The 22264-nt window shown below is 38.9% G+C and carries 22 protein-coding genes; 12 read left to right on the top strand and 10 right to left on the bottom strand.

What is annotated here, in order from left to right; genetic code table 11:
- Positions 1-44: 44 nt before the first annotated feature.
- The 4 genes from MWU56_RS15300 to MWU56_RS15315 are packed head-to-tail and all read right to left on the bottom strand — an operon-like array spanning position 45 to position 3002.
- Positions 45-770: a head GIN domain-containing protein gene (locus tag MWU56_RS15300; protein WP_247045870.1), complete on the bottom strand. Its 726-nt coding sequence runs from the start codon at positions 768-770 to the stop codon at positions 45-47.
- A gap of 33 nt (positions 771-803) precedes the next feature.
- Positions 804-1901 carry a hypothetical protein gene (locus MWU56_RS15305; RefSeq protein WP_247046042.1) on the bottom strand — a complete coding sequence of 366 codons (1098 nt, stop codon included), beginning with the start codon at positions 1899-1901 and terminating at the stop codon, positions 804-806.
- Positions 1882-2442, bottom strand: coding sequence for a hypothetical protein (locus MWU56_RS15310; protein ID WP_247045872.1), 561 nt, complete (start codon positions 2440-2442; stop codon positions 1882-1884). The genes MWU56_RS15305 and MWU56_RS15310 overlap by 20 nt, the downstream gene beginning before the upstream one ends.
- Positions 2443-2444: 2 nt before the next feature.
- Entirely contained in the window at positions 2445-3002 is a 558-nt protein-coding gene (locus MWU56_RS15315; protein WP_247045874.1) for an RNA polymerase sigma factor, read from the bottom strand.
- 217 nt (positions 3003-3219) lie between these two features.
- Between MWU56_RS15315 and lon the strand changes: the two genes are divergently transcribed.
- Complete coding sequence (lon, locus tag MWU56_RS15320; protein WP_247045876.1) at positions 3220-5670, top strand: endopeptidase La; 2451 nt, start codon at positions 3220-3222, stop codon at positions 5668-5670.
- 53 nt (positions 5671-5723) lie between these two features.
- Complete coding sequence (gene cmk, locus MWU56_RS15325) at positions 5724-6422, top strand: (d)CMP kinase (protein WP_247045879.1); 699 nt, start codon at positions 5724-5726, stop codon at positions 6420-6422.
- A gap of 149 nt (positions 6423-6571) precedes the next feature.
- Here the strand turns inward: cmk and MWU56_RS15330 are convergent, their stop codons facing one another.
- The 4 genes from MWU56_RS15330 to MWU56_RS15345 form a co-directional block, all read right to left on the bottom strand.
- Entirely contained in the window at positions 6572-7450 is an 879-nt protein-coding gene (locus tag MWU56_RS15330) for a bile acid:sodium symporter family protein (protein WP_247045880.1), read from the bottom strand.
- 387 nt (positions 7451-7837) lie between these two features.
- Positions 7838-8962 carry an FG-GAP repeat domain-containing protein gene (locus MWU56_RS15335; RefSeq protein ID WP_247045882.1) on the bottom strand — a complete coding sequence of 375 codons (1125 nt, stop codon included), beginning with the start codon at positions 8960-8962 and terminating at the stop codon, positions 7838-7840.
- 242 nt (positions 8963-9204) lie between these two features.
- Positions 9205-9639, bottom strand: coding sequence for a BLUF domain-containing protein (locus tag MWU56_RS15340; RefSeq protein WP_247045884.1), 435 nt, complete (start codon positions 9637-9639; stop codon positions 9205-9207).
- A gap of 241 nt (positions 9640-9880) precedes the next feature.
- A complete protein-coding gene (locus MWU56_RS15345; protein WP_247045885.1) occupies positions 9881-10261 on the bottom strand; it encodes a LysM peptidoglycan-binding domain-containing protein in 381 nt (126 codons plus the stop codon).
- 257 nt (positions 10262-10518) lie between these two features.
- Here MWU56_RS15345 and rpsA point away from each other — a divergent pair, with 257 nt between their 5' ends.
- From rpsA to MWU56_RS15395, 10 genes are all read left to right on the top strand, one after another.
- Entirely contained in the window at positions 10519-12354 is a 1836-nt protein-coding gene (gene rpsA, locus MWU56_RS15350) for a 30S ribosomal protein S1 (protein WP_247045887.1), read from the top strand.
- 114 nt (positions 12355-12468) lie between these two features.
- The gene (pyrR, locus tag MWU56_RS15355; protein WP_247045889.1) at positions 12469-13005 is read left to right on the top strand and encodes a bifunctional pyr operon transcriptional regulator/uracil phosphoribosyltransferase PyrR; all 537 of its coding nucleotides are present in this window, start codon (positions 12469-12471) and stop codon (positions 13003-13005) included.
- A 6-nt stretch (positions 13006-13011) separates the two neighbouring features.
- Positions 13012-13938, top strand: coding sequence for an aspartate carbamoyltransferase catalytic subunit (locus MWU56_RS15360; RefSeq protein WP_247045890.1), 927 nt, complete (start codon positions 13012-13014; stop codon positions 13936-13938).
- A 3-nt stretch (positions 13939-13941) separates the two neighbouring features.
- Complete coding sequence (locus tag MWU56_RS15365; RefSeq protein WP_247045892.1) at positions 13942-14274, top strand: ribonuclease Z; 333 nt, start codon at positions 13942-13944, stop codon at positions 14272-14274.
- Between the two features lie 32 nt (positions 14275-14306).
- Positions 14307-14672: a four helix bundle protein gene (locus tag MWU56_RS15370; RefSeq protein ID WP_247045894.1), complete on the top strand. Its 366-nt coding sequence runs from the start codon at positions 14307-14309 to the stop codon at positions 14670-14672.
- A 37-nt stretch (positions 14673-14709) separates the two neighbouring features.
- Positions 14710-15621 carry a ribonuclease Z gene (locus MWU56_RS15375; protein ID WP_247045896.1) on the top strand — a complete coding sequence of 304 codons (912 nt, stop codon included), beginning with the start codon at positions 14710-14712 and terminating at the stop codon, positions 15619-15621.
- A gap of 68 nt (positions 15622-15689) precedes the next feature.
- On the top strand, positions 15690-16337 hold the full coding sequence (gene pdxH, locus MWU56_RS15380) for a pyridoxamine 5'-phosphate oxidase (RefSeq protein ID WP_247045898.1): 648 nt from the start codon (positions 15690-15692) through the stop codon (positions 16335-16337).
- Between the two features lie 10 nt (positions 16338-16347).
- Complete coding sequence (locus MWU56_RS15385) at positions 16348-16836, top strand: SixA phosphatase family protein (protein ID WP_247045900.1); 489 nt, start codon at positions 16348-16350, stop codon at positions 16834-16836.
- Positions 16837-18912, top strand: coding sequence for a polyphosphate kinase 1 (gene ppk1 / locus MWU56_RS15390; protein WP_247045902.1), 2076 nt, complete (start codon positions 16837-16839; stop codon positions 18910-18912).
- An 11-nt stretch (positions 18913-18923) separates the two neighbouring features.
- Positions 18924-19811: an exopolyphosphatase gene (locus MWU56_RS15395; RefSeq protein ID WP_247045904.1), complete on the top strand. Its 888-nt coding sequence runs from the start codon at positions 18924-18926 to the stop codon at positions 19809-19811.
- Here MWU56_RS15395 and MWU56_RS15400 read toward each other — a convergent pair.
- Positions 19808-20389: a tRNA-(ms[2]io[6]A)-hydroxylase gene (locus MWU56_RS15400; protein WP_247045906.1), complete on the bottom strand. Its 582-nt coding sequence runs from the start codon at positions 20387-20389 to the stop codon at positions 19808-19810. The genes MWU56_RS15395 and MWU56_RS15400 overlap by 4 nt on opposite strands.
- A gap of 52 nt (positions 20390-20441) precedes the next feature.
- Positions 20442-22202 (bottom strand): DNA polymerase III subunit gamma/tau, encoded by a 1761-nt coding sequence (locus MWU56_RS15405; protein ID WP_247045908.1) that lies wholly within the window; start codon positions 22200-22202, stop codon positions 20442-20444.
- Positions 22203-22264 lie beyond the last annotated feature (62 nt).

Here is a 22264-nt window from a genome sequence, read left to right on the forward strand (position 1 = left end):
TAAATCAGGGTCTTTTCTGTTTTTGATTGATGATAAACTCGGTGTTATCCTTTTGTTATGTCTCCCGAACCGGAGGCTTTTGAAGATATTTTTTTTGGGTTGCCACGGTAATGGATATCTCCAGAACCGGATACTCTAGCATCAATGGATTCGTTGGCGGTTACTTTGATATCGGCAGAGCCTGAAACTGTAGCTTTCACAAAATCAGCTTCCAGATCATATGCTTTAATGTCGCCAGAACCAGAAACCCTTACTGTAAAATCGGTGGCCCTACCAGAGAGATTTATATCGCCTGATCCTGAAAGTGACGCTTCTAAATCATCTGCCTCCACCAGTAAGGTTACATCTCCGGAGCCTGACATACTTGCATTAAATGAATCGGACCGTATCATGGTTTTTCCAACAACGTCGCCTGAACCAGACAGACTCACAAACGCAATGGATTCCACTGGAACGATGATTCGGATGCCTTTGTTCCAGCTAGATGGTCTCAGATTTTTGCCTTTTTCGGTCTTGATTACCAATTTTCCGTTTTTTACTTCTGTGGTGATATGTTCCAATAGGTTTGATTCGCCTTCAAGGGTAATCTCCCCTTCATTCCCGGATACCAGTTCCAAATCAAACCATCCGGAAAGAGCCACCCCTTCGTAATCACCCACGGAGCGTTCAATTGTGACGTAGTCGCCGTTTCCTTTTACCCTGTTTCCCCATTGAGCACTTGTACAGGCAATCATTCCCAATGTAAGCGTAAGTGTGATAATTTTTTTCATGATCTTGTGTTTAAAGTTGTTTTTGATTTGATGTTAATTTTGATAAAAAGTGATTCCGCCGTAGTCACTGGTAATGTTCAACCTGTTTCCGGAATTTGACTTACCGTAGTAACCACTATAATATTTTTCGGTAGATCTTTCCTTGCTTATATTGATTTCAAAATCATCTTTACCACTTACCCCGGCATATTCGGTGGTAATTTCAAAATCAAAGTTGTACCCAGGATCATAGCCAATTTTGATCCCTGTATAGTCGGAACGGATTTCTACGTTTCCGGCGTCTGGAGTTAATCGGTCGATTCTAATGGAACCGTAATCGCTCATTATGTCCACATTGCCATGCACATTACCCAATTTGACACCGATATAGTCTCCGTTTCCATCTACGTTTTTCACATTTCTCACATCAATAGAGCCGTAACTGCTGGTGTATTCCAAGTTTTCCATTTCTTCAACAACAGCATTGGTGTAGTCGGCCTTAATAATAAGGTTGCCTGCTTTTTCAATTGTAAATCCGGAGTAATCGGCCCTAATTTCTGCACTGTTCACATAATCAAAGGTGGAACGGGAAGTGTAATCAAACCTAAGCTCGTTATTGCGCCCACGCAGTTCTCCTATTTCCAAACTTCCGTAATCACAACTTATTTTTGCATGCCCGTCAATACGATCCAAGAGAATACTTCCGTAATCATTGCTCAGGTTAACATTGTTTTTTACGGGTAACTTAATAGTATAATTTACTTGGACACTTATATTTTTGCGTTTTCCCCAACTCCATCCCCAGCTATTGCTGCGATCTCCAAAACGGGTAGTGGCCGATACCATGTTTGCACTGTTTTCAAAATCCACGTCAATTTCGTTCAATCGTTCTTTTACACGGTCTTCGTCGTTGCCATTGGTTTTTATATGTACTTCGATGACCACACGGTTTTCGTTCCAAGAAGTTACGTTAAGGTTCCCGTAGCTGTTTTTAACCTTAAAAAGGGCATCTGGATTAACATTGTATTCTTTTTTTATGGTTTTTTCTTTAGTGTACCTGCCATTTAATTTGTCGTTGCCACTATTGGCGCTGATAGCAAGCGGAAATAAAGCCAGGGCGAAAAAGATGTATTTAAATTGTAAAGCTTTCATCATTCTGTGAGTTTAAATTTTTAATATTTTCTATTTGGCTCAAAACTTCTTTTAAAAGATCTATTCGTGTTTGAAAATTGGTAATCATAGCGCTCAAGATTATTTTACTGTCGCCACCGTTGACCATGTCGCTCTCAAGGGCTTCATAGTCTTTATCTAGCCGTTGGAGTTGCGCCATGGCATCATTTACCAATTGTGCTGTTTCTGGTGTTTTCTCGCTTTGGAGCACCTCAATTTGCTCTTCGATAAGGTTTGCAAAGTAGAACTCGGTTTTGGAAACCTCGGGTGCCATTCTCACTACTTGTTGTTTGATCGTGGGCTTGGGCCCAAATGCTTGGTATCCCAAAAGCACCACTATGGCAATGGAAGCTGCAACCGATAATGGTTTCCACCATATTCTTTTCTTTTGGTTCAGGACAACGGTGCCCTGCTTTTGGTTCAATTTTTCCAAAAACCGCTCTTGGTGCCCGCTTTGTGGCTCCGCTACATCAAGCTCTCCATGGAGTCTCTCAAACAAACTATCTAAACTATCTTTGTTCATATCTAAACATTTACGGTCAATTTTTTTCTCAAGCTTTGTTTGGCCCTCGAAATCATGGTTCTACAATTAGCATAGCTAATATTCATTATTTTGCCTATTTCTTCGTAATCATACCCTTCGATTAAATGTAAGGTCAAAGAAACTCTGTAATTATCTTTCAAACTGTTCATGGTTTCCATCACTTTTTGAGCCTTCAGTTCTGTATAGCCATTCTGGTCCGAAGCAACTGCATCATTATCTTCGACCTTGTACATTACATTATCCAAATCGACAGCGTATTTTTTCTGCTGCTTTCTGTAATGGTAAATACTGTTGTTGATCACAATCCGCTTCAACCATGCCCCGAAGGTGACGTCTCCTTTAAAGGTGTGCAGTTTGGTAAACGCGCTCAGGAACGATTCCTGCATCACATCCTCAGCCTCAGCAGTATGTTTTACAATCCTTAAAGCGGTATTGTACATCGCTTTGTAATAACGGTTGTAAATCTCTAACTGAGCACTTTGTTTCCCCTGCATGCACAATTGGAGCAGTGTGTCAATATGTTCATTTTGTTGGCTCAAAAAATGAATGCTTTGTCTTATAGATTACCTAATTTACCAATTGTTACACTTTTTTCTTAAAATTTGATTTTTAATGGCACAGGAATTGCCAACTAATGGATGATAATAAGCTTCTGAATCCTTATAAATATTGATTTTTAAGGCTTTACGAGAGTTTAAAGATGGAATAAAAATGTTGGTTGTTTGTTTGTTATGACAAAATGACCGAAAAGATGATATGGGAGAGATGAAAATTACCAAATTTGACAATATAGAGTTACAGGGATTGGATGAAGATGCGGAGTTGATACCGTTGTTAACCCCTGAAGATGAGGAGCAGATGAACAAAGAGAGCTTACCGGAGACATTGCCGGTACTGCCTCTACGAAATACTGTTTTGTTTCCTGGTGTTGTAATACCGATTACTGCAGGGAGGGACAAGTCCATTAATTTGATCAAAGATGCCAACAATGGCACCAAGACTATCGGGGTAGTTTCCCAAAAAGATGAAGCTGTTGAGAACCCGGGGGTGGAAGACATAAATACTGTTGGGACAGTGGCACGAATACTTAGGGTACTACAAATGCCGGATGGGAATACCACAGTGATCATTCAAGGAAAAAAGAGGTTTAAGATAGATGCCGTCCTTACCGAGAAACCATATATCACGGCCAAGGTGAGCGAGGCAGCTGAAGAACGCCCAGATGATAAAAACACTGAGTTTGAGGCTATTATAGATTCAATCAAGGAATTGGCATTTAAGATCATTAAGGATAACCCGAATATCCCGAGTGAAGCCACTTTTGCTATCAAGAATATTCAGAGTAATTCATTCTTGATCAATTTTGTGTCATCAAACTTAAACTTGGCAGTTAAAGAAAAGCAGGAGCTTTTGGAAATTGCCAACCTTCAGGAAAGGGCGTTGACTACCTTGAAGTATATGAACATGGAACTTCAAAAGTTGGAACTGCGCAACGATATCCAAAGCAAAGTACGCAGCGATATGGACCAGCAGCAACGTGAATATTTCCTTCACCAGCAAATGAAGACTATCCAAGAAGAACTTGGTGGGCTTTCGTATGAAGAAGAGGTGGATGAAATGAGTGAAAAGGCCAAAAAGAAAAAGTGGGGCAAAAAAGTACAGGAGCATTTTGAAAAAGAACTGGCCAAAATGCAGCGTATGAACCCACAGGTGGCGGAGTATTCCATTCAACGCAACTATTTGGATCTTTTAATAGACCTTCCTTGGAACGAATACTCAAAAGATAAATTTGACCTTAAACGCGCCGAAAAGATTCTGAATCGAGATCATTATGGTCTGGAGGATGTAAAACGTAGAATTATAGAATATTTGGCGGTACTTAAGTTGAGGAACGATATGAAATCGCCCATTCTTTGTTTGTACGGCCCTCCTGGAGTGGGTAAAACTTCTTTGGGGAAATCCGTGGCGGAAGCCCTTGGTAGGGAATATGTACGAATGTCTTTGGGTGGACTGCGCGATGAAGCAGAAATTCGCGGACATAGAAAAACCTATATCGGTGCGATGCCCGGTAGAATAATCCAAAGTTTAAAGAAAGCAGGGACTTCCAATCCTGTGTTTATTTTGGATGAGATAGATAAATTGGCGAGCAGTCATCAAGGAGACCCTTCATCTGCCATGTTGGAGGTGCTGGACCCTGAACAGAACAGTGAGTTCCACGATAATTTCTTGGAATTGGGCTATGATCTGTCCAAAGTAATGTTCATTGCCACAGCGAACAATTTATCCACTATTCAGCCAGCATTGCGCGACCGAATGGAAATTATTAATGTGACGGGATACACTATCGAAGAAAAGGTAGAGATTGCCAAGCGCCATTTATTGCCCAAACAATTGGAGGAACATGGCCTCGTAGGCAAGGACCTGAAAATTGGGAAGCGTCAGTTGGAAAAAATAGTGGAAGGCTATACCCGCGAATCTGGAGTCCGTGGTCTAGAAAAGCAAATAGCCAAAGTAGTGAGGTTTGCCGCAAAATCCATTGCCATGGAAGAGGAGTACAATATAAAACTGACCAATGAGGATATAGAAAAAATTCTTGGACCTGCCCGTTTGGAACGCGATAAGTACGAAAACAACGATGTGGCTGGAGTGGTCACTGGTTTGGCATGGACAAGTGTTGGGGGTGATATTCTGTTTATCGAATCCATTCTTTCCAAAGGAAAGGGAACCCTGAATATTACCGGTAACCTTGGTAAAGTAATGAAGGAATCGGCAACTATCGCCATGGAGTACATAAAATCCAATGCGGATATTTTTGGAATAGATTCCGCTGTGTTCGAGAAGTACAATGTGCATATCCACGTACCTGAAGGTGCGACGCCCAAAGATGGGCCAAGTGCAGGTATTACCATGCTGACATCCTTGGTATCGCTCTTTACACAACGTAAGGTGAAAAAGAGTTTGGCCATGACGGGTGAGATTACACTTCGCGGCAAGGTGTTGCCCGTAGGTGGAATCAAAGAAAAAATATTGGCTGCCAAAAGAGCCAAAATCAAGGAGATTATCCTTTGTGCGGACAATAGAAAAGATATTGAAGAAATCAAGGAGGAATATGTAAAGGGACTTACGTTCCATTACGTGACCGATATGAGCGAGGTAATCGATTTGGCCATTACCAAACAAAGGGTGAAAAATGCTAAAACCCTATAATGGTATGATACAAATCATAAAGCAGTAATAGCTTTTCTGATTATTTTTGGCGCATGGGAAAAATAACAATAGCAATTGATGGTTATTCCTCTACAGGAAAAAGTACCATCGCCAAACGATTGGCTTCAGCTTTAAATTATATTTATGTGGACACCGGGGCCATGTACCGGGCGGTGACCCTTTTTGCACTGCAACAAGATATCATCAACAATAAAGGGGAGGTGGATGACGCTGCTTTGGTGGCAAGATTATCCGAAATACACCTCAAATTTGTTCCCAATAAAGCTACGGGTCGTTCCGAAATGTTTTTGAACGATGAAAACGTGGAACAGGAAATCCGATCTATGCGGGTTTCAGGTTTTGTAAGCCCTGTTGCTGCCATAAAGGAGGTCCGTGAAAAGTTGGTGAAAATACAGCAGGAAATGGGTAAGGACAAAGGCATTGTGATGGACGGCCGTGACATTGGTACCGTTGTTTTTCCGGATGCGGAGCTAAAATTGTTTATGACAGCCTCTCCTGAAACCCGAGCGGCACGCCGGTATAAAGAGTTATTGGAAAAAGGGGAGGAGGTCACCTATGCCGAAGTGCTTAAAAATGTGGAGGAACGTGACCGCATTGACTCTACCCGAAGCATATCTCCGCTCACCAAGGCCAAAGATGCCATTGAGTTTGATAATAGCGATATGGGCTTGGAAGAACAGTTTGAACGTATCCATGATTACTCGCAACGGGTGATTGCGAAGGAAGGGTGAGAACTATTAAGTTGTGGAGTTGTACTTAGGTCGGTTATGCGTGGTTGAGTTAGACCTTCGTATGTAGGCATAAAATAGGGAATAAGCACTAAAGTGAGGATCTAGCAACAAGCAGCTATTTTTTACACCGGGTTATACTTAACATTTTTTTATTTAAAATCTACCCTTGGTCTTTTGCCCAATATCCACATTAAAATTCCACCAGTTAAAAACATCCAAATAGAATAGGCTGCTGTTGGAATTCCCATTTCTACATTGTTTAATATGGAAGTGGCAATTACAAAAGCTAACGTACCATTCTGTATCCCACTTTCAATTGTGATTGAGATAGTGTTTTTCGCATTCAACCTAAATAATTTAGCGGTCAGGTAACCCAATCCCATAGTTACTATATTAAGTATCAATGTAACTAATCCAGCAGCTTTCATTCCGTCTACAAGTTTATCAATATTGGCGGCCAAAACTGCTATAAACACTAATATAAAAATGACTGTTGAGGCATTGCGCATTGGCTTTTCCATCCGTTTTGCAAAATTGGTTTTGTGTTTACGAACGAACATTCCAATCGAAATAGGAATAACTGTGATTCCCATTATTTGTATTATGGTATCTAATATTGGTAATTTGATTGTAACATCGGTGTTACTACTAAAATACTCCAATGTATAAGAGAGAATAAACGGTATGGTCAGGATGGTTGTTAAACTAGCAATAGCAGTTAATGTGACCGATAATGCAATATTCCCTTTGCAAACCTGTGTTATTAAATTACTGGTTGGTCCACCAGGGCAACTAGCTAAAATCATTAATCCAATTGCGATTGTGGGGTTTAGATTAAAAACTATAGCTAGTGAAAACCCAATAAGAGGTAAAAAAACAAGTTGATTGGTAAAACCAATTAGAATTGCTTTTGGCTGCTTTATAATTCTAGTAAAATCGGCTGGAATCAAAGTCATTCCCATTCCTAGCATTATAATAGCAAGGGACAACGGTAAAAATACTTTACTAATTAGTTCAGCTAGACTCATAAGTTGGTAATTTATTTAAAGTTTCTGGTGCATATTAAGCCCAACTTTATTTAGATATTAATTATTTCGCCCGATTACTGAAATAAGTGCGGCATGGGAAGTGAAGTTAGTTTTTTTTACTTAAAATTCCGGTATGGATTTGTGGATGTATTTGTTGAGTTGACAAAATACAGTTTTGAGTTTACGTGGAATTCCTTAAAACTAAAAAGACGCTTAAAAGAACGCCTTTTTTAAAAGTTCTTGACTCCCTACTATTACTCACAACAGGTGATTGCGAAGGAGGGGTGAGAAGAGAAATTTTCTCCGATAGAAATACCTCGCTACAAGAATGCAGTTAATGGAATGTAATAGGAAACCTAGTAAATTGTCGCGCTGGCCAGTCTTTACTCAATCTTCATTGAAAATATTTAGATAAAAAAGATTGAAATCATCCGAATTAATCACAGTAATATCCATCCAGCCATCAGCATTTATATCCCCAACTTCCACATCGTAAGTTCTCGCGGACATATTGGTCAAATTAATCTCGTCAAAGGTTTCACCATTGAGATTCATAAAAACGGTGTTTGGTTTTAAGTAATTGCCGGTAACAATATCCATAAAACCATCTTTATCAAAATCGGCAAGAGCAATACTATACGTGTCCGTATCATCATTGCCATAAGCTACAGTTTTATCAAAAGTAAAATCTTCACTTCCCAAGTATATACTGTTGGCACTGTTGAGGTTTCCGGTAATAATATCCAAGAATCCATCATTGTTCATATCTGCCACTGCAACAGATCGGGTCTCAAAAGTGCCTGTTCCAAAATTCATTTTTTTCTCAAATGTTCGATTGCCCTTATTTATAAATATCTCATTTGGAATGTTATCCCTGTTGGCAAGAACCAAATCTGGTAAGTTGTCGTTGTTTAGGTCTTTTATGGCAATGTCTATAGTTGAATTTTGTTGTGTTTCCAATTTAACGCAGTCAAAGTTTAAGGACCCGTTATTATAACAAATCATGTTCTGTTGTCCTCTATTTGTAATGATAAAGTCGATAAAACCATTATTATCAAGGTCTGCAATTGCCACGTTTCTGGCGTTGGAAATTTCACCCACTTCCGAATGAAATTTAAAACTTCCTGTACCATCATTTACATAAATTTTATGTGATGCCTTATCATTAATTTCTATAATATCTAAATCACCATCATTATCAAAGTCGGCCAATTCCGCGGCATAGGAGGTTGAATGTATGGTTCCTAATAAACTCATAGAATTAAACACCTTTCCAGAATTGAAGAAGATAAAATTTGTTTCGGGCCAATGCCTGCCATTGGATACAACAGCATCCAGTTTACCGTCATTGTTCACATCGCCAAGGCTAATCGATGAGCTTCTTTGCTTTTTAGTGCCAAAACTATATCTAGGTTCCTCTTCGTTCATATCATTTCTGCTAAAGAACCCCCGTTCTTGGGCGGAAGTTGACATAGCTAGCAAAACAAAATAAAGCAAGATGATTTTTTTCATTCGTAAATGTAAATAGGTTTTAGATGAGATCTTTTTCTATTGACTTGATTTGAAGCATCGGTTAACAACTTCAATATGGGAAATCAAGGTACTATTTTTCTGGGTAAGATTCTAAAGAGACTGGGGGAATATGTTGTAAGGTTAATAGAGAACCGCATTATAAAGGTGTAATAATCTACATGGATTGTCGTAAGTGTACATAAATGCTCAGGTTTCATTTATTTAGTAGATTCATAGGAGGCTTATACGACCTCATAGTTGGTGATTTTATCATCATTTAAAATTTTTCGGACGGTAGCCCAAAAACTCAACAACGAACTTGTTGACCTATCTGAAAGTTCAGAAAGCAATAATAAATTATTTACAAACTGTATTATATTGTCATGGTTTGGTTGATGATAAGCCATATTCCATTTCGGAAAATATCTTTTGTCAATAGAATTTTCCCAAAGTACGGTTACCGTATGGTGTCTATCATCGGCTTGGATTTTTTCAAACACCTCAAGTACATCGTTTTTATTTCCTTCCAAAATTTGTACGAAATGGTTGTTATGGTAAATGAGGCAACCAGTAATATCTTTTGCTGAGTTCACTTTTATGGCAGTCTCAAGAATATTGTCTAACTCTTTATGGCTTAACTCTGGTTGTGATATTGAATGGTAATTTAATTGATACATATTTTTATTCTGACCTTGTGCGATTGGTCAAAGATATAATTCGTTTTTAATTACGAGATTAACCTGTTCGGAATTCAGCTAGGATATAAATCTTAAAATTGACTTTAATATTGAATTTTCATTTTGGATTGATAGATTCATTAACAAAGTTGAAGAAGTGCCGTTATGGGTAAGGTGCAAACCCAGTAAACAAAAAAGACGCCCAACGGGCGCCTTCTTATTATATTAATATCGGTAAGTATTAAATGTTTGGAATCACCAATACTTGATCCGGATGTATCACGTTCGGGTCCTTTAAAATATTGGTGTTTGCATCAAAGATCTTAGTGTATTTCATGGGGTCACCATAATATTGCTTCGCTATTTTACTCAAAGACTCCCCACTCTTTACCGTGTGTCTGTGGTACACGGATTCATCTTCCACGGTAAGGTTCGCTTTAATATCAGAAGGGCTTTCCCCGCCAATTTCCTTGATCTTATCCCACAGCAGGTTTTTTTCATACTGTGTTTTGGTCATCCCTTTTATTTTTAAGACATCACCTTCAACATTCACATCGCCATTTTTTACATTCAATTCTTCACCTAGGTCCAAAACAGGTTGATATTTTGCTTTAACGCTCATAATTTAATTTTTTATAGTTAACATTTTAGAACTTCAATATAATCAATATGACCATATTTTACTATTAAATAATTGTAATACTTTTTTTCTTGAAACTAAAACTAGGGGCTTTGTATATCAATAATTTAATTGTATTTTTGCACCCCTTTTAGCAAGGAGGCAAGAGAAAAAGGGAATTAAGAAAAGTATTTTAAAAACCACTTCCGCGGTAATTGTTTAACTCTTGTAAAACGTGGAATACAAATTTTAATCAGCAAATGGCTGAAGAAAAGCAAAACGTTGAGGTAGAAGAAACTGCCACAGCAACAGAAGTAAAAGAAACAGAACCCAAGCAAGATCCACAAGAATTTCTTGAAAATTTTGACTGGGACAAGTACGAAGAAGGAATTGAGCGCGTAGATGATACCAAGCTGAAGGAATTCGAAACACTTGTAGAGGAAAACTTTGTGGACACTGCCGATGAGGAAGTAGTGGAAGGAACAGTGGTTCACATGACAGACCGTGAGGCGATCATTGACATCAATGCTAAGTCCGAAGGTGTGATTTCCTTAAATGAGTTCCGCTACAACCCCGACCTTAAAGTTGGTGATAAAGTTGAGGTACTTATAGATATCCGTGAGGACAAGACCGGTCAATTGGTATTGTCTCACAGAAAAGCAAGAACAATCAAGGCATGGGAGCGTGTTAACAACGCACACGACCAAGAAGAGATTGTAACTGGATTCGTTAAGTGTCGTACCAAAGGTGGTATGATCGTGGACGTATTCGGAATTGAGGCGTTCTTGCCAGGTTCTCAGATTGATGTTAAGCCTATCCGTGATTACGATCAGTATGTAGGTAAGACCATGGAGTTCAAAGTAGTGAAGATCAACCACGAATTTAAAAACGTAGTAGTATCCCACAAAGCTTTGATCGAAGCGGATATCGAAGAACAGAAAAAAGAGATCATCGGCCAGTTGGAAAAAGGACAGGTATTGGAAGGTGTGGTCAAAAACATTACATCTTACGGGGTATTTATCGACCTTGGAGGTGTGGATGGATTGGTTCACATTACCGACCTTTCTTGGAGCAGGATCAACCACCCGAACGAGGTTGTGGACCTAGACCAGAAATTGAACGTGGTTATCTTGGACTTTGATGATAACAAGTCAAGAATCCAGTTGGGTCTTAAGCAATTGGAGAAACACCCATGGGATGCTCTTGGAGATGAGATCAAAGTTGGTGATAAAGTAAAAGGTAAAGTTGTTGTAATCGCAGATTACGGTGCCTTTATCGAAGTTGCTGAAGGTGTAGAAGGTTTGATCCACGTATCAGAAATGTCATGGAGCACGCACCTAAGGTCGGCCCAAGACTTTGTGAAGGTAGGAGATGAAGTTGAGGCAGTAGTATTGACCTTGGATAGGGAAGATCGTAAAATGTCGTTGGGTATCAAGCAATTGACACCAGACCCATGGACTGATATTACCACTAAATATCCTGTAGGATCTAAACACAAAGGAATCGTTAGAAACTTTACCAACTTTGGAGTATTTGTTGAGTTGGAAGAAGGTATTGACGGTTTGATTTATATTTCTGACCTTTCTTGGACCAAGAAAATCAAGCATCCATCAGAGTTTGTTGCCGTGGGCGACACCTTGGAAGTGGAAGTATTGGAATTGGACGTGGAAGGACGCAAATTGAGCCTTGGACACAAACAAACCACAGAGAACCCTTGGGACAAATACTCCGAAGAGTTTGCTGAAGGTACCGTGCACAAAGCTGCAATTGCAGATGTTGTTGATAAAGGAGCAACTATTAACTTCAACGAGGATATCGTTGGATTTGTTCCACAACGCCACATGGAAAAAGAAGACGGCAAGAAACTTGTAAAAGGAGAAGAAGCCGAATTCAAGATCATCGAGTTCAACAAAGATTTCAAAAGAGTTGTGGCCAGCCACACAGCAATCTTTAGAGAGCAAGAAGACAGAAATGTGAAAGCTGCAGCCAAGAAAAGAGCCTCATCTAGCGATGAAGCAGCTCCAACCCTTGGTGATGCCAACTCCGCATTGCAAGCATTGAAAGATAAAATGGAAGCCGATTCCAAGAAAAAGTAATCGGACTTTTCAATGATACAAAGCCCCACTGGAAACAGTGGGGCTTTTTTATGTCCCAAACATTTTAAAGAATTGCTTACTTTTGTGTTCAACCGCGTTGGTCGCACATAGCATATGAGTCAAAAAGTACTGCTTACTTCAAAAGAAATCAACATCATACTGCACCGGTTGGCCTGTCAACTAATGGAAAACCATTTAGATTTCAAGGATACCGCACTTATTGGTATACAGCCCAGGGGTGTGTATTTAGCAGAAAGATTGGTGAAGATTCTTCAAAAAGAATACAAGATCAAACATATTGACCTTGGGTTCTTGGATATCACATTTTTTAGGGATGATTTTGGTAGAGGCGAAATCCTAAAGGCCAATTCCACACAAATGGATTTCTTGGTGGAAGATAAAAAAGTAGTGTTCATAGATGATGTACTGTATACCGGAAGAAGTATTAGGTCGGCATTAACAGCGATTCAATCCTTTGGAAGGCCAAGTAATATTGAGCTTTTAACATTGATAGATAGAAGATTCAGTAGACATTTGCCCATACAGCCCACATATAGGGGTCGACAGGTAGATGCAATCAATGATGAAAAAGTCAAAGTCATGTGGGAGGATAACGATGGAGAGGATATAGTGTATTTAGTAAGCAAATAAAATATAATGGGCGAGTTAAGTGTAAACCACTTGTTGGGAATTAAGTATCTGGATGAAAAAGATATATCCCTCATTTTTGAAACCGCCGATCATTTTAAGGAAGTAATCAATCGTTCCATTAAAAAGGTACCGACGCTACGGGACATTACCATTGCCAATATCTTTTTTGAAAACAGTACCCGTACCAGGCTCTCTTTTGAACTGGCCGAAAAGCGACTTTCTGCCGATGTTGTCAATTTTTCAGCAGGGCAATCATCCGTAAAAAAAGGGGAAACACTAATAGATACCGTTAACAATATACTGTCCATGAAAGTGGATATGGTGGTGATGCGCCATCCAAATCCAGGTGCGGGTATATTTTTATCAAAACACGTAAAGGCGGCAATAGTTAATGCAGGCGATGGAGCCCATGAACACCCTACGCAAGCTTTGTTGGATTCTTATTCCATACGCGAAAAACTCGGCGATGTAGGCGGGAAAAACGTTGTAATTGTTGGAGATATCCTTCATTCAAGGGTCGCTTTATCCAATATTTTTGCCTTAAAGTTGCAAGGGGCCAATGTAAAAGTCTGCGGTCCACGCACCCTTATTCCTAAGCATATCGAATCGTTAGGGGTAGAAGTGGAGACCAATTTAAAAAATGCATTAGAGTGGTGCGATGTGGCCAATATGCTGCGTGTTCAGAACGAACGAATGGATATTAGCTATTTTCCATCCACACGGGAGTACACACAACAGTTTGGAGTAAACAAGGAGCTCTTGAACAGTTTGAAGAAGGAAATTGTGATCATGCACCCGGGGCCAATTAATCGTGGAGTGGAGATTACCAGTGATGTGGCCGATTCGGACCAATCCATCATTTTGCACCAAGTTGAAAATGGAGTCGCAATTCGAATGGCAGTACTTTATTTATTGGCATCAAAAATTAAGTAAAAGATGATTTTCGACAAAGAAGGAACAACAACTATTGTTTTCCAGGAAAAAACAACACTTTCTGGATTTTTGGAACACCTGAACAAAGCATACCCTAAACTAAAGCATGATAATATAGTTGTCAATCTTTTTTCCTTTGAAACCTTAAAAGTTGACAACTTGCTGGAGTTTTTGGATATGTCCAATACCCACAAAAGTTTTGGAAAATCCTTTATTTTGGTTACCGACAAACTGAGCTATGATGACGTTCCCGACGAACTCAGTGTGGTGCCCACGTTGCAAGAAGCCAAAGATCTCATCGAAATGGAAGAAATAGAACGTGACCTAGGAATTTAAAATTCAAAGTGAAGAATTGAAAATGCTGTTATTTGGGTAATCAAAATATCATACATAAAAAGAGTTTTGATTTTGCATTGGAAATTGTACGTATGGCCAAGTACATGGAAAAAGAGCAGAAGGAATTTGTATTGTCAAGGCAGTTATTGAGGTCAGGAACGGCAATTGGCGCATTGGTCAGGGAGGCAGAGCACGCTGAAAGTAAAAAAGATTTTATTCATAAAATGTCCATTGCCTTAAAAGAAGCCAATGAAACTAGATACTGGATGGATCTTTTGAGCAAGTCTGGATTAATTGGAAACTTGGATTCCACAAAGGCTGATAATGAAATCGAACAAATAATTCGACTTTTAGCCGCTATTGTGAAATCATCAAAACGGAATTATTCAACTATATAATGGAGACTTTCAATTTTCCATTTTTAATTTATCATTTGTGAAACTTACCATTCTAGGTTGTTATGCCGCTACACCACGAACATTTACAAATCCGACATCACAAGTTCTCGAAATAAAAAACAATCTTTTTTTAATCGACTGCGGGGAGGGAACTCAAGTTCAACTTAGAAAGTATAAAGTAAAGTTCTCCAGAATCAACCATATTTTTATATCGCATCTACATGGTGATCACTTTTTTGGTCTGCCCGGTCTTGTTTCCACATTTCGGTTGTTGGGAAGAGAAAAAGAATTGCATATTTATGGACCCAAGGGGATTAAACAAGCCATTACACTGTTTTTAAAACTTGGAGATTCTTGGACCAATTACCCACTTGTGTTCCACGAGTTGGAATCAAAAGAATCCGAGCTCATTTTCGAAGATGAAAAGCTTACGGTTCGAACCATTCCGTTGATCCATAGGGTATATACCAATGGTTTTTTGTTCCAAGAAAAAGTAGCCCCAAGAACTCTTAATATCGAAGCGACCAGAAAGTACAAGATAGATAAGAGCCAATTCAATAATATCAAAAATGGGGCCGACGGTTTGGATGCATCGGGAAAAATAATTCCCAATAAGGAGATTACACTAGCACCCCCTAAACCGAAAAGTTATGCTTTTTGTAGTGATACGATGTACAATGAAGCGATGTTGCCTATCATCAAAGATGTAACAATACTATACCACGAATCCACCTTTTTGGAATCAGAATCCCATCTTTGCGAAAAAACCAAACACGCTACAGCCAAACAAGCAGCGCAAATCGCTAATAAAGTCAATGCAAAACATCTTATTTTGGGGCATTATTCCACGCGCTACAAATCCATTCAACCATTTAAAATAGAGGCTAGTGAAATTTTTGCAGCAGTAGATTTGGCCGAGGATGGGAAAACCTTTGGATTCGACAACTAAAGGGTTTTTACAAAACTTTTACAACAAGGTTGCTTTGAGGGGATTCGAATTTTACCGAACTTCACATTATGCAAAAAGATTTGAGCAACTATAGGAAATCTTACGAAAAAAGTGAATTGACCGAAGAGACGGTAAAAGAAAACCCTATGGAGCAATTCCAAAAGTGGTTTTATGAGGTGGAAGCTTCCGATGGGGTGGACGAACCCAATGCAATGACAGTTTCTACCATTGGGTTGGATGGATTTCCAAAGAGCCGGGTTGTTTTGATGAAAAAATTCACTTTTGAAGGTATTATATTTTATAGCAATTACCAAAGTGAAAAAGGCAAGGCCATTGAGGCTAATCCGTCGGTTTGTTTATCATTCTTTTGGCCTAATATGGAACGACAGGTCATTATAAAGGGCACTGCGGAGAAAATTGCGGAAAACCTTTCAGATGGATATTTTGAATCCCGACCTATCGGAAGTCAGTTGGGTGCTATGGTTTCCGACCAGAGCAATGTAATCCCCTCACGAGAATATTTGGAAGAAGAGTTGATTAAGCTTGAAAAAAAATATGAAGGGAAGGAAATTCAACGACCTCAATTTTGGGGAGGATATTTGGTTCGGCCCATTTCCATGGAATTTTGGCAAGGACGCCCCAATAGATTACACGATAGGATTCGATATGCCCTTCAAGAAGATTATAATTGGAAAATAGAACGATTGGCACCCTAATCTTTATACAATGAAACAATTGATATTGATGCGCCATGGGAAATCCTCATGGGATTACAATGTATCGGACAAGGATAGGCCTTTAAAACAACGAGGGATAAACGATGCGCACTTGGTATCAAAAACTTTTAAGCTTCATATCCCGAAAATCGATTATATTTTTTCGAGTCCGGCCAATCGTGCGTTGCACACCAGCATGATCTTTGTAAGAAACATGGAGTTTGATTTATTAAGATATAGTGTAGACAATTCATTATATGACTTTTCAGGGGCTAGTGTGGAGCAATTTGTTAGGGCAATCGACAATAAATTAAATACGGTTGCAATTTTTGGACACAACTATGCCTTTACTTCACTTGCAAATACTTGGGGAGATCAGTATATTGAGAACGTTCCTACCGCAGGACTCGTACACATTACATTTGGTGTGGACGATTGGTCCGAAATAAAAGCAGGAACCACAACACAAATGATCTTTCCAAAACACTTGAAAAAATAAATGGTAAAAACAAAAAACGAATATATCAACAGGGAAATTAGCTGGTTAAAATTTAACGCTAGGGTACTACAAGAAAGTAAGGACCATAGAGTTCCACTAATTGATCGCTTACGGTTTCTAGGAATTTTCAGTAATAATCTGGATGAGTTTTTCAAGGTTCGGTACGCTACGGTAAAACGTATTGTAGATGCTGGAAAAACTGGTAAGAGTGTCCTGGGTGGGGAAAAGGCAAAAGACCTTTTGGAGGAAATCACCAAAATAGTAATTGCCCAACAGTCACGTAGTCTTGAAATTTTTAAAGAAATTGAAAGAGAGCTCCGTGAAGAAAATATTTTCATAATAAGAGAAACAGAGGTTAAAGAAAGTCAAGCCGAATTTATCCGCGATTACTTCTTTAAAAAGGTAAATCAAGAATTGATGACCATTATCCTCAATGATCTTACCGAGTTTCCTCTATTAAAAGACACTGCTGCTTATTTAGCCGTAAAGATTGTGATGAACAACGGTACGAGCATGGGTAGGCACAATAGATATGCCTTGATTGAAATACCGAAAGGAATAGATCGTTTTGTAGTGTTGCCCAAAGAAGGTGAAAAGGATTATATCATCATGCTGGATGATTTGATACGGTTTTGCCTAGACAGTGTGTTCACTATGTTTGATTTTGAATCCATTTCTGCCCACATGATCAAAATTACTCGTGATGCCGAGCTGGATATTGACAATGATTTGAGTAAAAGTTTCATCGAAAAAATTTCATCAAGTGTTGAGCATAGAAAAATAAGTGACCCCGTTCGGTTCGTTTACGATAAAAGTATCGATAAGGATACCCTTCAATTTCTAAAGGAAAAAATGGACATTATGGATACCGATAGCGTAATTCCCGGTGGACGGTACCATAACCGAAGGGATTACATGGGGTTCCCGAGTTTGGGCAGGCAAGACCTGATGTACAATAAGATTGAGCCCTTGCCTGTAAAAGGACTTAGCATGAAAGGTAGTATACTGGATATTATCGCTCATAAAGATTATATGATCTATGCTCCATACCACACCTTTAGTTATGTAACCAAATTTTTGAGAGAGGCAGCACTTGATCCTCAGGTTCGTTCAATTAAAATAACCATATATCGATTGGCCAGTGATAGCCAAATAGTATCTGCCTTGGCTAATGCCGTTAAGAATGGTAAGCAGGTAACCGTGCAAATAGAATTACAGGCCAGGTTCGACGAACAAAACAACATTCAATATGCCAACCAATTGCAAGATGAGGGGGTAAAATTAATTTTTGGTGTCTCTGGTTTAAAAGTACATAGTAAAATTTGTATGATAGAGCGAGAGGAAGAGGATGGGTTAAAACGTTATGGCTTTATAAGTACTGGTAATTTTAATGAGTCCACTGCTAATATTTACACAGATTACACCTTATTTACGGCGCATCAGGGTATTTTAAAGGATATGAACAAGGTGTTCGGCTTCTTTGAGACGAACTATAAAATCAACAAATACAAACACCTTATTGTATCTCCACATTATACCAAATCTACCTTTATGAAATTAATAGATGAGGAGATAACCAATGCCCAAGCAGGAAAACAAGCTTACATCAAAATAAAAATGAACAGCCTTACCTCTTACAAAATGGTAGATAAGCTTTATGAGGCCAGCCGCGCAGGAGTGAAAATTCAAATGATCGTTAGAGGTGTTTGTTGTCTTATCCCCGGTGTGGAAGGTATGAGCGAGAATATTGAGGCCATTAGCGTGGTGGATAAGTTTTTGGAGCACCCTAGGTTATTTATTTTTGGAAATGGGGGCGACCCTAAAATATATATATCGTCTGCAGATTGGATGACTAGAAACCTTGATTTTAGGGTAGAAGTAGGTTGTCCCATTTATGATCCGGATATTCGCGTAGAATTGCTCGATACTTTTGATATCTCATGGCGAGATAATTCTAAAGCACGTATTTTTTCTGCAAAACAGGACAATGCATATAGAAAGCGTGCGGATGGAGAACCTGAATTTAGGTCTCAATTTGAGATGTACGAGTATTACAAACAAAAGTTGGAATCTTAAGGTTACTGGATTTGGTTATACGAAAATTTGCAGCAATTGATATTGGGTCTAATGCTATTAGATTACTTATAAATAATGTTATAGAATACCAGAACAAGCCTACTGTTTTTAAAAAAAGCGAATTGGTGAGGGTACCCGTCCGTTTGGGAGAAGATGCTTTTTTAAAAGGGGAAATATCGGAACACAACCAAAACCGTTTGGTGAAAAGTATGCAATCTTTTAAGCTGTTAATGGATGTGTATGGTGTTGAAAAATACATGGCCTGCGCCACTTCTGCTCTTAGAGAGGCAAAAAATGGTGCTGCCGTGGTGGAGAAAGTAAGAAAAGAATCAGAAATTAACATTCAAATCATTGATGGTAAACAAGAAGCTTCGATTATTGCTTCTACTGATTTAAAGGATATTATTAAAAATGATAGGCTTTATTTATATGTGGACGTTGGTGGGGGAAGTACAGAGTTTACAATCATTGATAAAGGTATGCCGTTGTTTTCCAAATCCTTTAAGATTGGTACGCTTAGAATATTGAACAAATTGGTCGACGATTCGGTTTGGGATGAAATAAAGGTATGGATCAAATCACATACGCCTATGGATAAAACAGTGGAAATCATTGGGTCTGGTGGAAACATAAATAAGCTCCATAAAATGTCGGGTAGAAAGGTTGGGCAACCTCTTTCCTATATTTGGTTGAATGCACAATATCATTTTTTGGAAAGTATGGATTACGAGGACAGAATTTCGGAGCTGGGCCTAAACCAGGATCGTGCGGATGTTATAATACCTGCAACCAAGATATTCCTAAATGCTGCCAAGTGGAGCAAGGCCAAAAAAATCCTTGTGCCCAAAATTGGCTTAACCGATGGCATGATTAAGACGTTGTACTACCAAAAAGATTAACCATGCATGGTTTCTTTTGTACCGAGATTTTTCATTAATTGGGCCTCGTACTCCAATAGTTCCTCCCATTTTTTGTCCACTAGCTCTCTTTCGCCGTATTCACGGGCAAATTTCAGGAACATGGTGTAGTGGTTTGCTTCGCTAACCATTAGATTGCGGTAAAATTCGGAAAGTTCTTTATCGTCCAACGCTTCCGAAAGTAACCTGAAACGTTCACAGCTGCGAGCCTCTATAAGTGCGGCATATAAGAGTTTATGCACTAAATGGGTTTCCCTACTGCCACCCTTGGGAAAGAACTTCATCAATTCGATTACATATTCATCTTTGCGCTCACGTCCCAAGACCCATCCACGAGCTATAATTTTATCATGCACCATGTTAAAATGTCCCATTTCTTCACGGGCAAGTGCGGTCATTTCCTTTACCAATTCCGACTTTTCTGGAAAACCAATAATCAAAGAAATTGCTGTACTTGCGGCCTTTTGCTCACAATAGGCATGATCCGTCAAAATTTCTTCGATATTTTTTTCAACAATGTTTACCCATCTTGGGTCCGTTGGTAGTTTTAGGCCTAGCATGAATATGTTTTAAAAAGTTAAAATACAAAGATAATTGTATTGTACGGTAAGTTTAAAAATCCAGGTCAAACTCTTTTCTGAGCAAATCCAAATTTGGGTTTTTTTCCCTTAATTTTTCATATTTCTCCTCTGGGGTAAAAGCAAACTTTTTAGCCACTAGCTCATTAACGGTTATGTGGAGGACAATGGAATAGTTGTTCAGTTTTTGTTTAAGGTAGTCCAACATCAAACTTTGTTCCCGTTCTATCTCCTTTTTCATGGTGCCATTGGGAAGCTCTATCCAAATGGTATTGTCATTTTTTAATTTGGGTACATCGGTCTGCAGGTTGCTTGCCAATATTTTTTTTCCTTGTTTTTCCAATTTGTGCACAAAATCATCCCAATGTTGCTGCATGTCTTTTTCTTCGAAAACATCTTTTGGTAAATCTTCTTCAGAAATACTAGGGGATTTGGTGCTCTCGTGAGCTTTTTTAACCTTAATGCTGGAGAGTGAAAGCCCAGAAACCCTTTTTTCAGGGGGCTTTATGTTTATTTTTTTTGGTTGATAATGTTCTTTGGGTTCACTGACCACTTCTTTTGCAACTTCTTTGGGTGCAGTAACTGTTTTTGGGGCATTTGGTTCACTTAACGGTTTTTCCACTAAAGCAGACTGCGTGGCAGCATCATTTTTCGGGGATGTGGAAGTACCGTTTGTTATTGTTATTTTTCCTGCAAAATGGGAAGCCGGTATTATGAAATTAGAGTTTTTTTTTTCTCCATCGAAAGTGATGGATGCTAGTTTCATTAGAGTAAGTTCGACCAGTAATCGCTGGTTCTTACTGGTCTTGTATTTCAGGTCACAATCGTTTGCCATATCAATGGCCTTTATAAGGAAGTCTTTTGATGCCTTTTTTGCTTGATTTTGATATTGTTGTTTCACATCGTCGCCCACCTCTAAAAGATTTAAGGTGTCGGGATGTTGGCAAACCATCAAATCCCTAAAATGTGAAGCCAATCCGGTAATAAAATGATGACCATCAAACCCAAGGGACAAGGTCTTGTTAAAAAGAATCAAAAGTTCGGGTATGTCGTTCTCCAGAATTAAATCTGTTGCAGAAAAATAGATGTCATAATCAAGAACATTGAGATTTTCTGTCACTGCTTTTCGGGTAAGTTCATTTCCCGAAAAACTGACCACTCGGTCAAAAATCGACAATGCATCCCGCATAGCGCCATCGGCTTTTTGTGCAATAATGTGCAAGGCGCTTTCCTCTGCTTTTATACCTTGTTGTTCAGCAATATATTTTAAGTATTCTGAAGCATCCTTGACCGTTATTCGTTTAAAATCAAATATTTGACACCGAGAGAGTATGGTGGGGATTATTTTGTGTTTTTCGGTGGTTGCCAAAATAAATATGGCATGTTTGGGCGGTTCTTCCAAGGTCTTTAGAAAAGCATTGAATGCAGACTGGGACAGCATATGTACTTCATCTATAATGTACACCTTGTATTTTCCTGTCTGCGGTGGAATCCTGACTTGGTCTATCAAACTACGAATATCGTCCACGGAGTTGTTGGAGGCAGCATCCAACTCAAAAATATTAAAGGCAAAATCCTCATCCTCCCTTTCGGTTCCATCTTGGTTTATTTTCTTGGCCAAGATACGTGCACAAGTCGTTTTGCCAACACCTCTTGGACCACAGAACAAAAGAGCCTGTGCCAAGTGGTTATGTTCAATAGCGTTCATTAAAGTATTGGTAATGGACGATTGGCCCACAACATCCTTGAACGTTTGAGGTCTATATTTTCTAGCTGATACAATAAATGGTTCCAATGCTCTGAAAAATAGAATTACTACAAATATAAAAATAGGATTGTGCAAAGTTGGCCACAAGT

Origin of the sequence: Allomuricauda sp. F6463D (assembly GCF_023015965.1) — a bacterium.
Lineage (GTDB): Bacteria > Bacteroidota > Bacteroidia > Flavobacteriales > Flavobacteriaceae > Flagellimonas.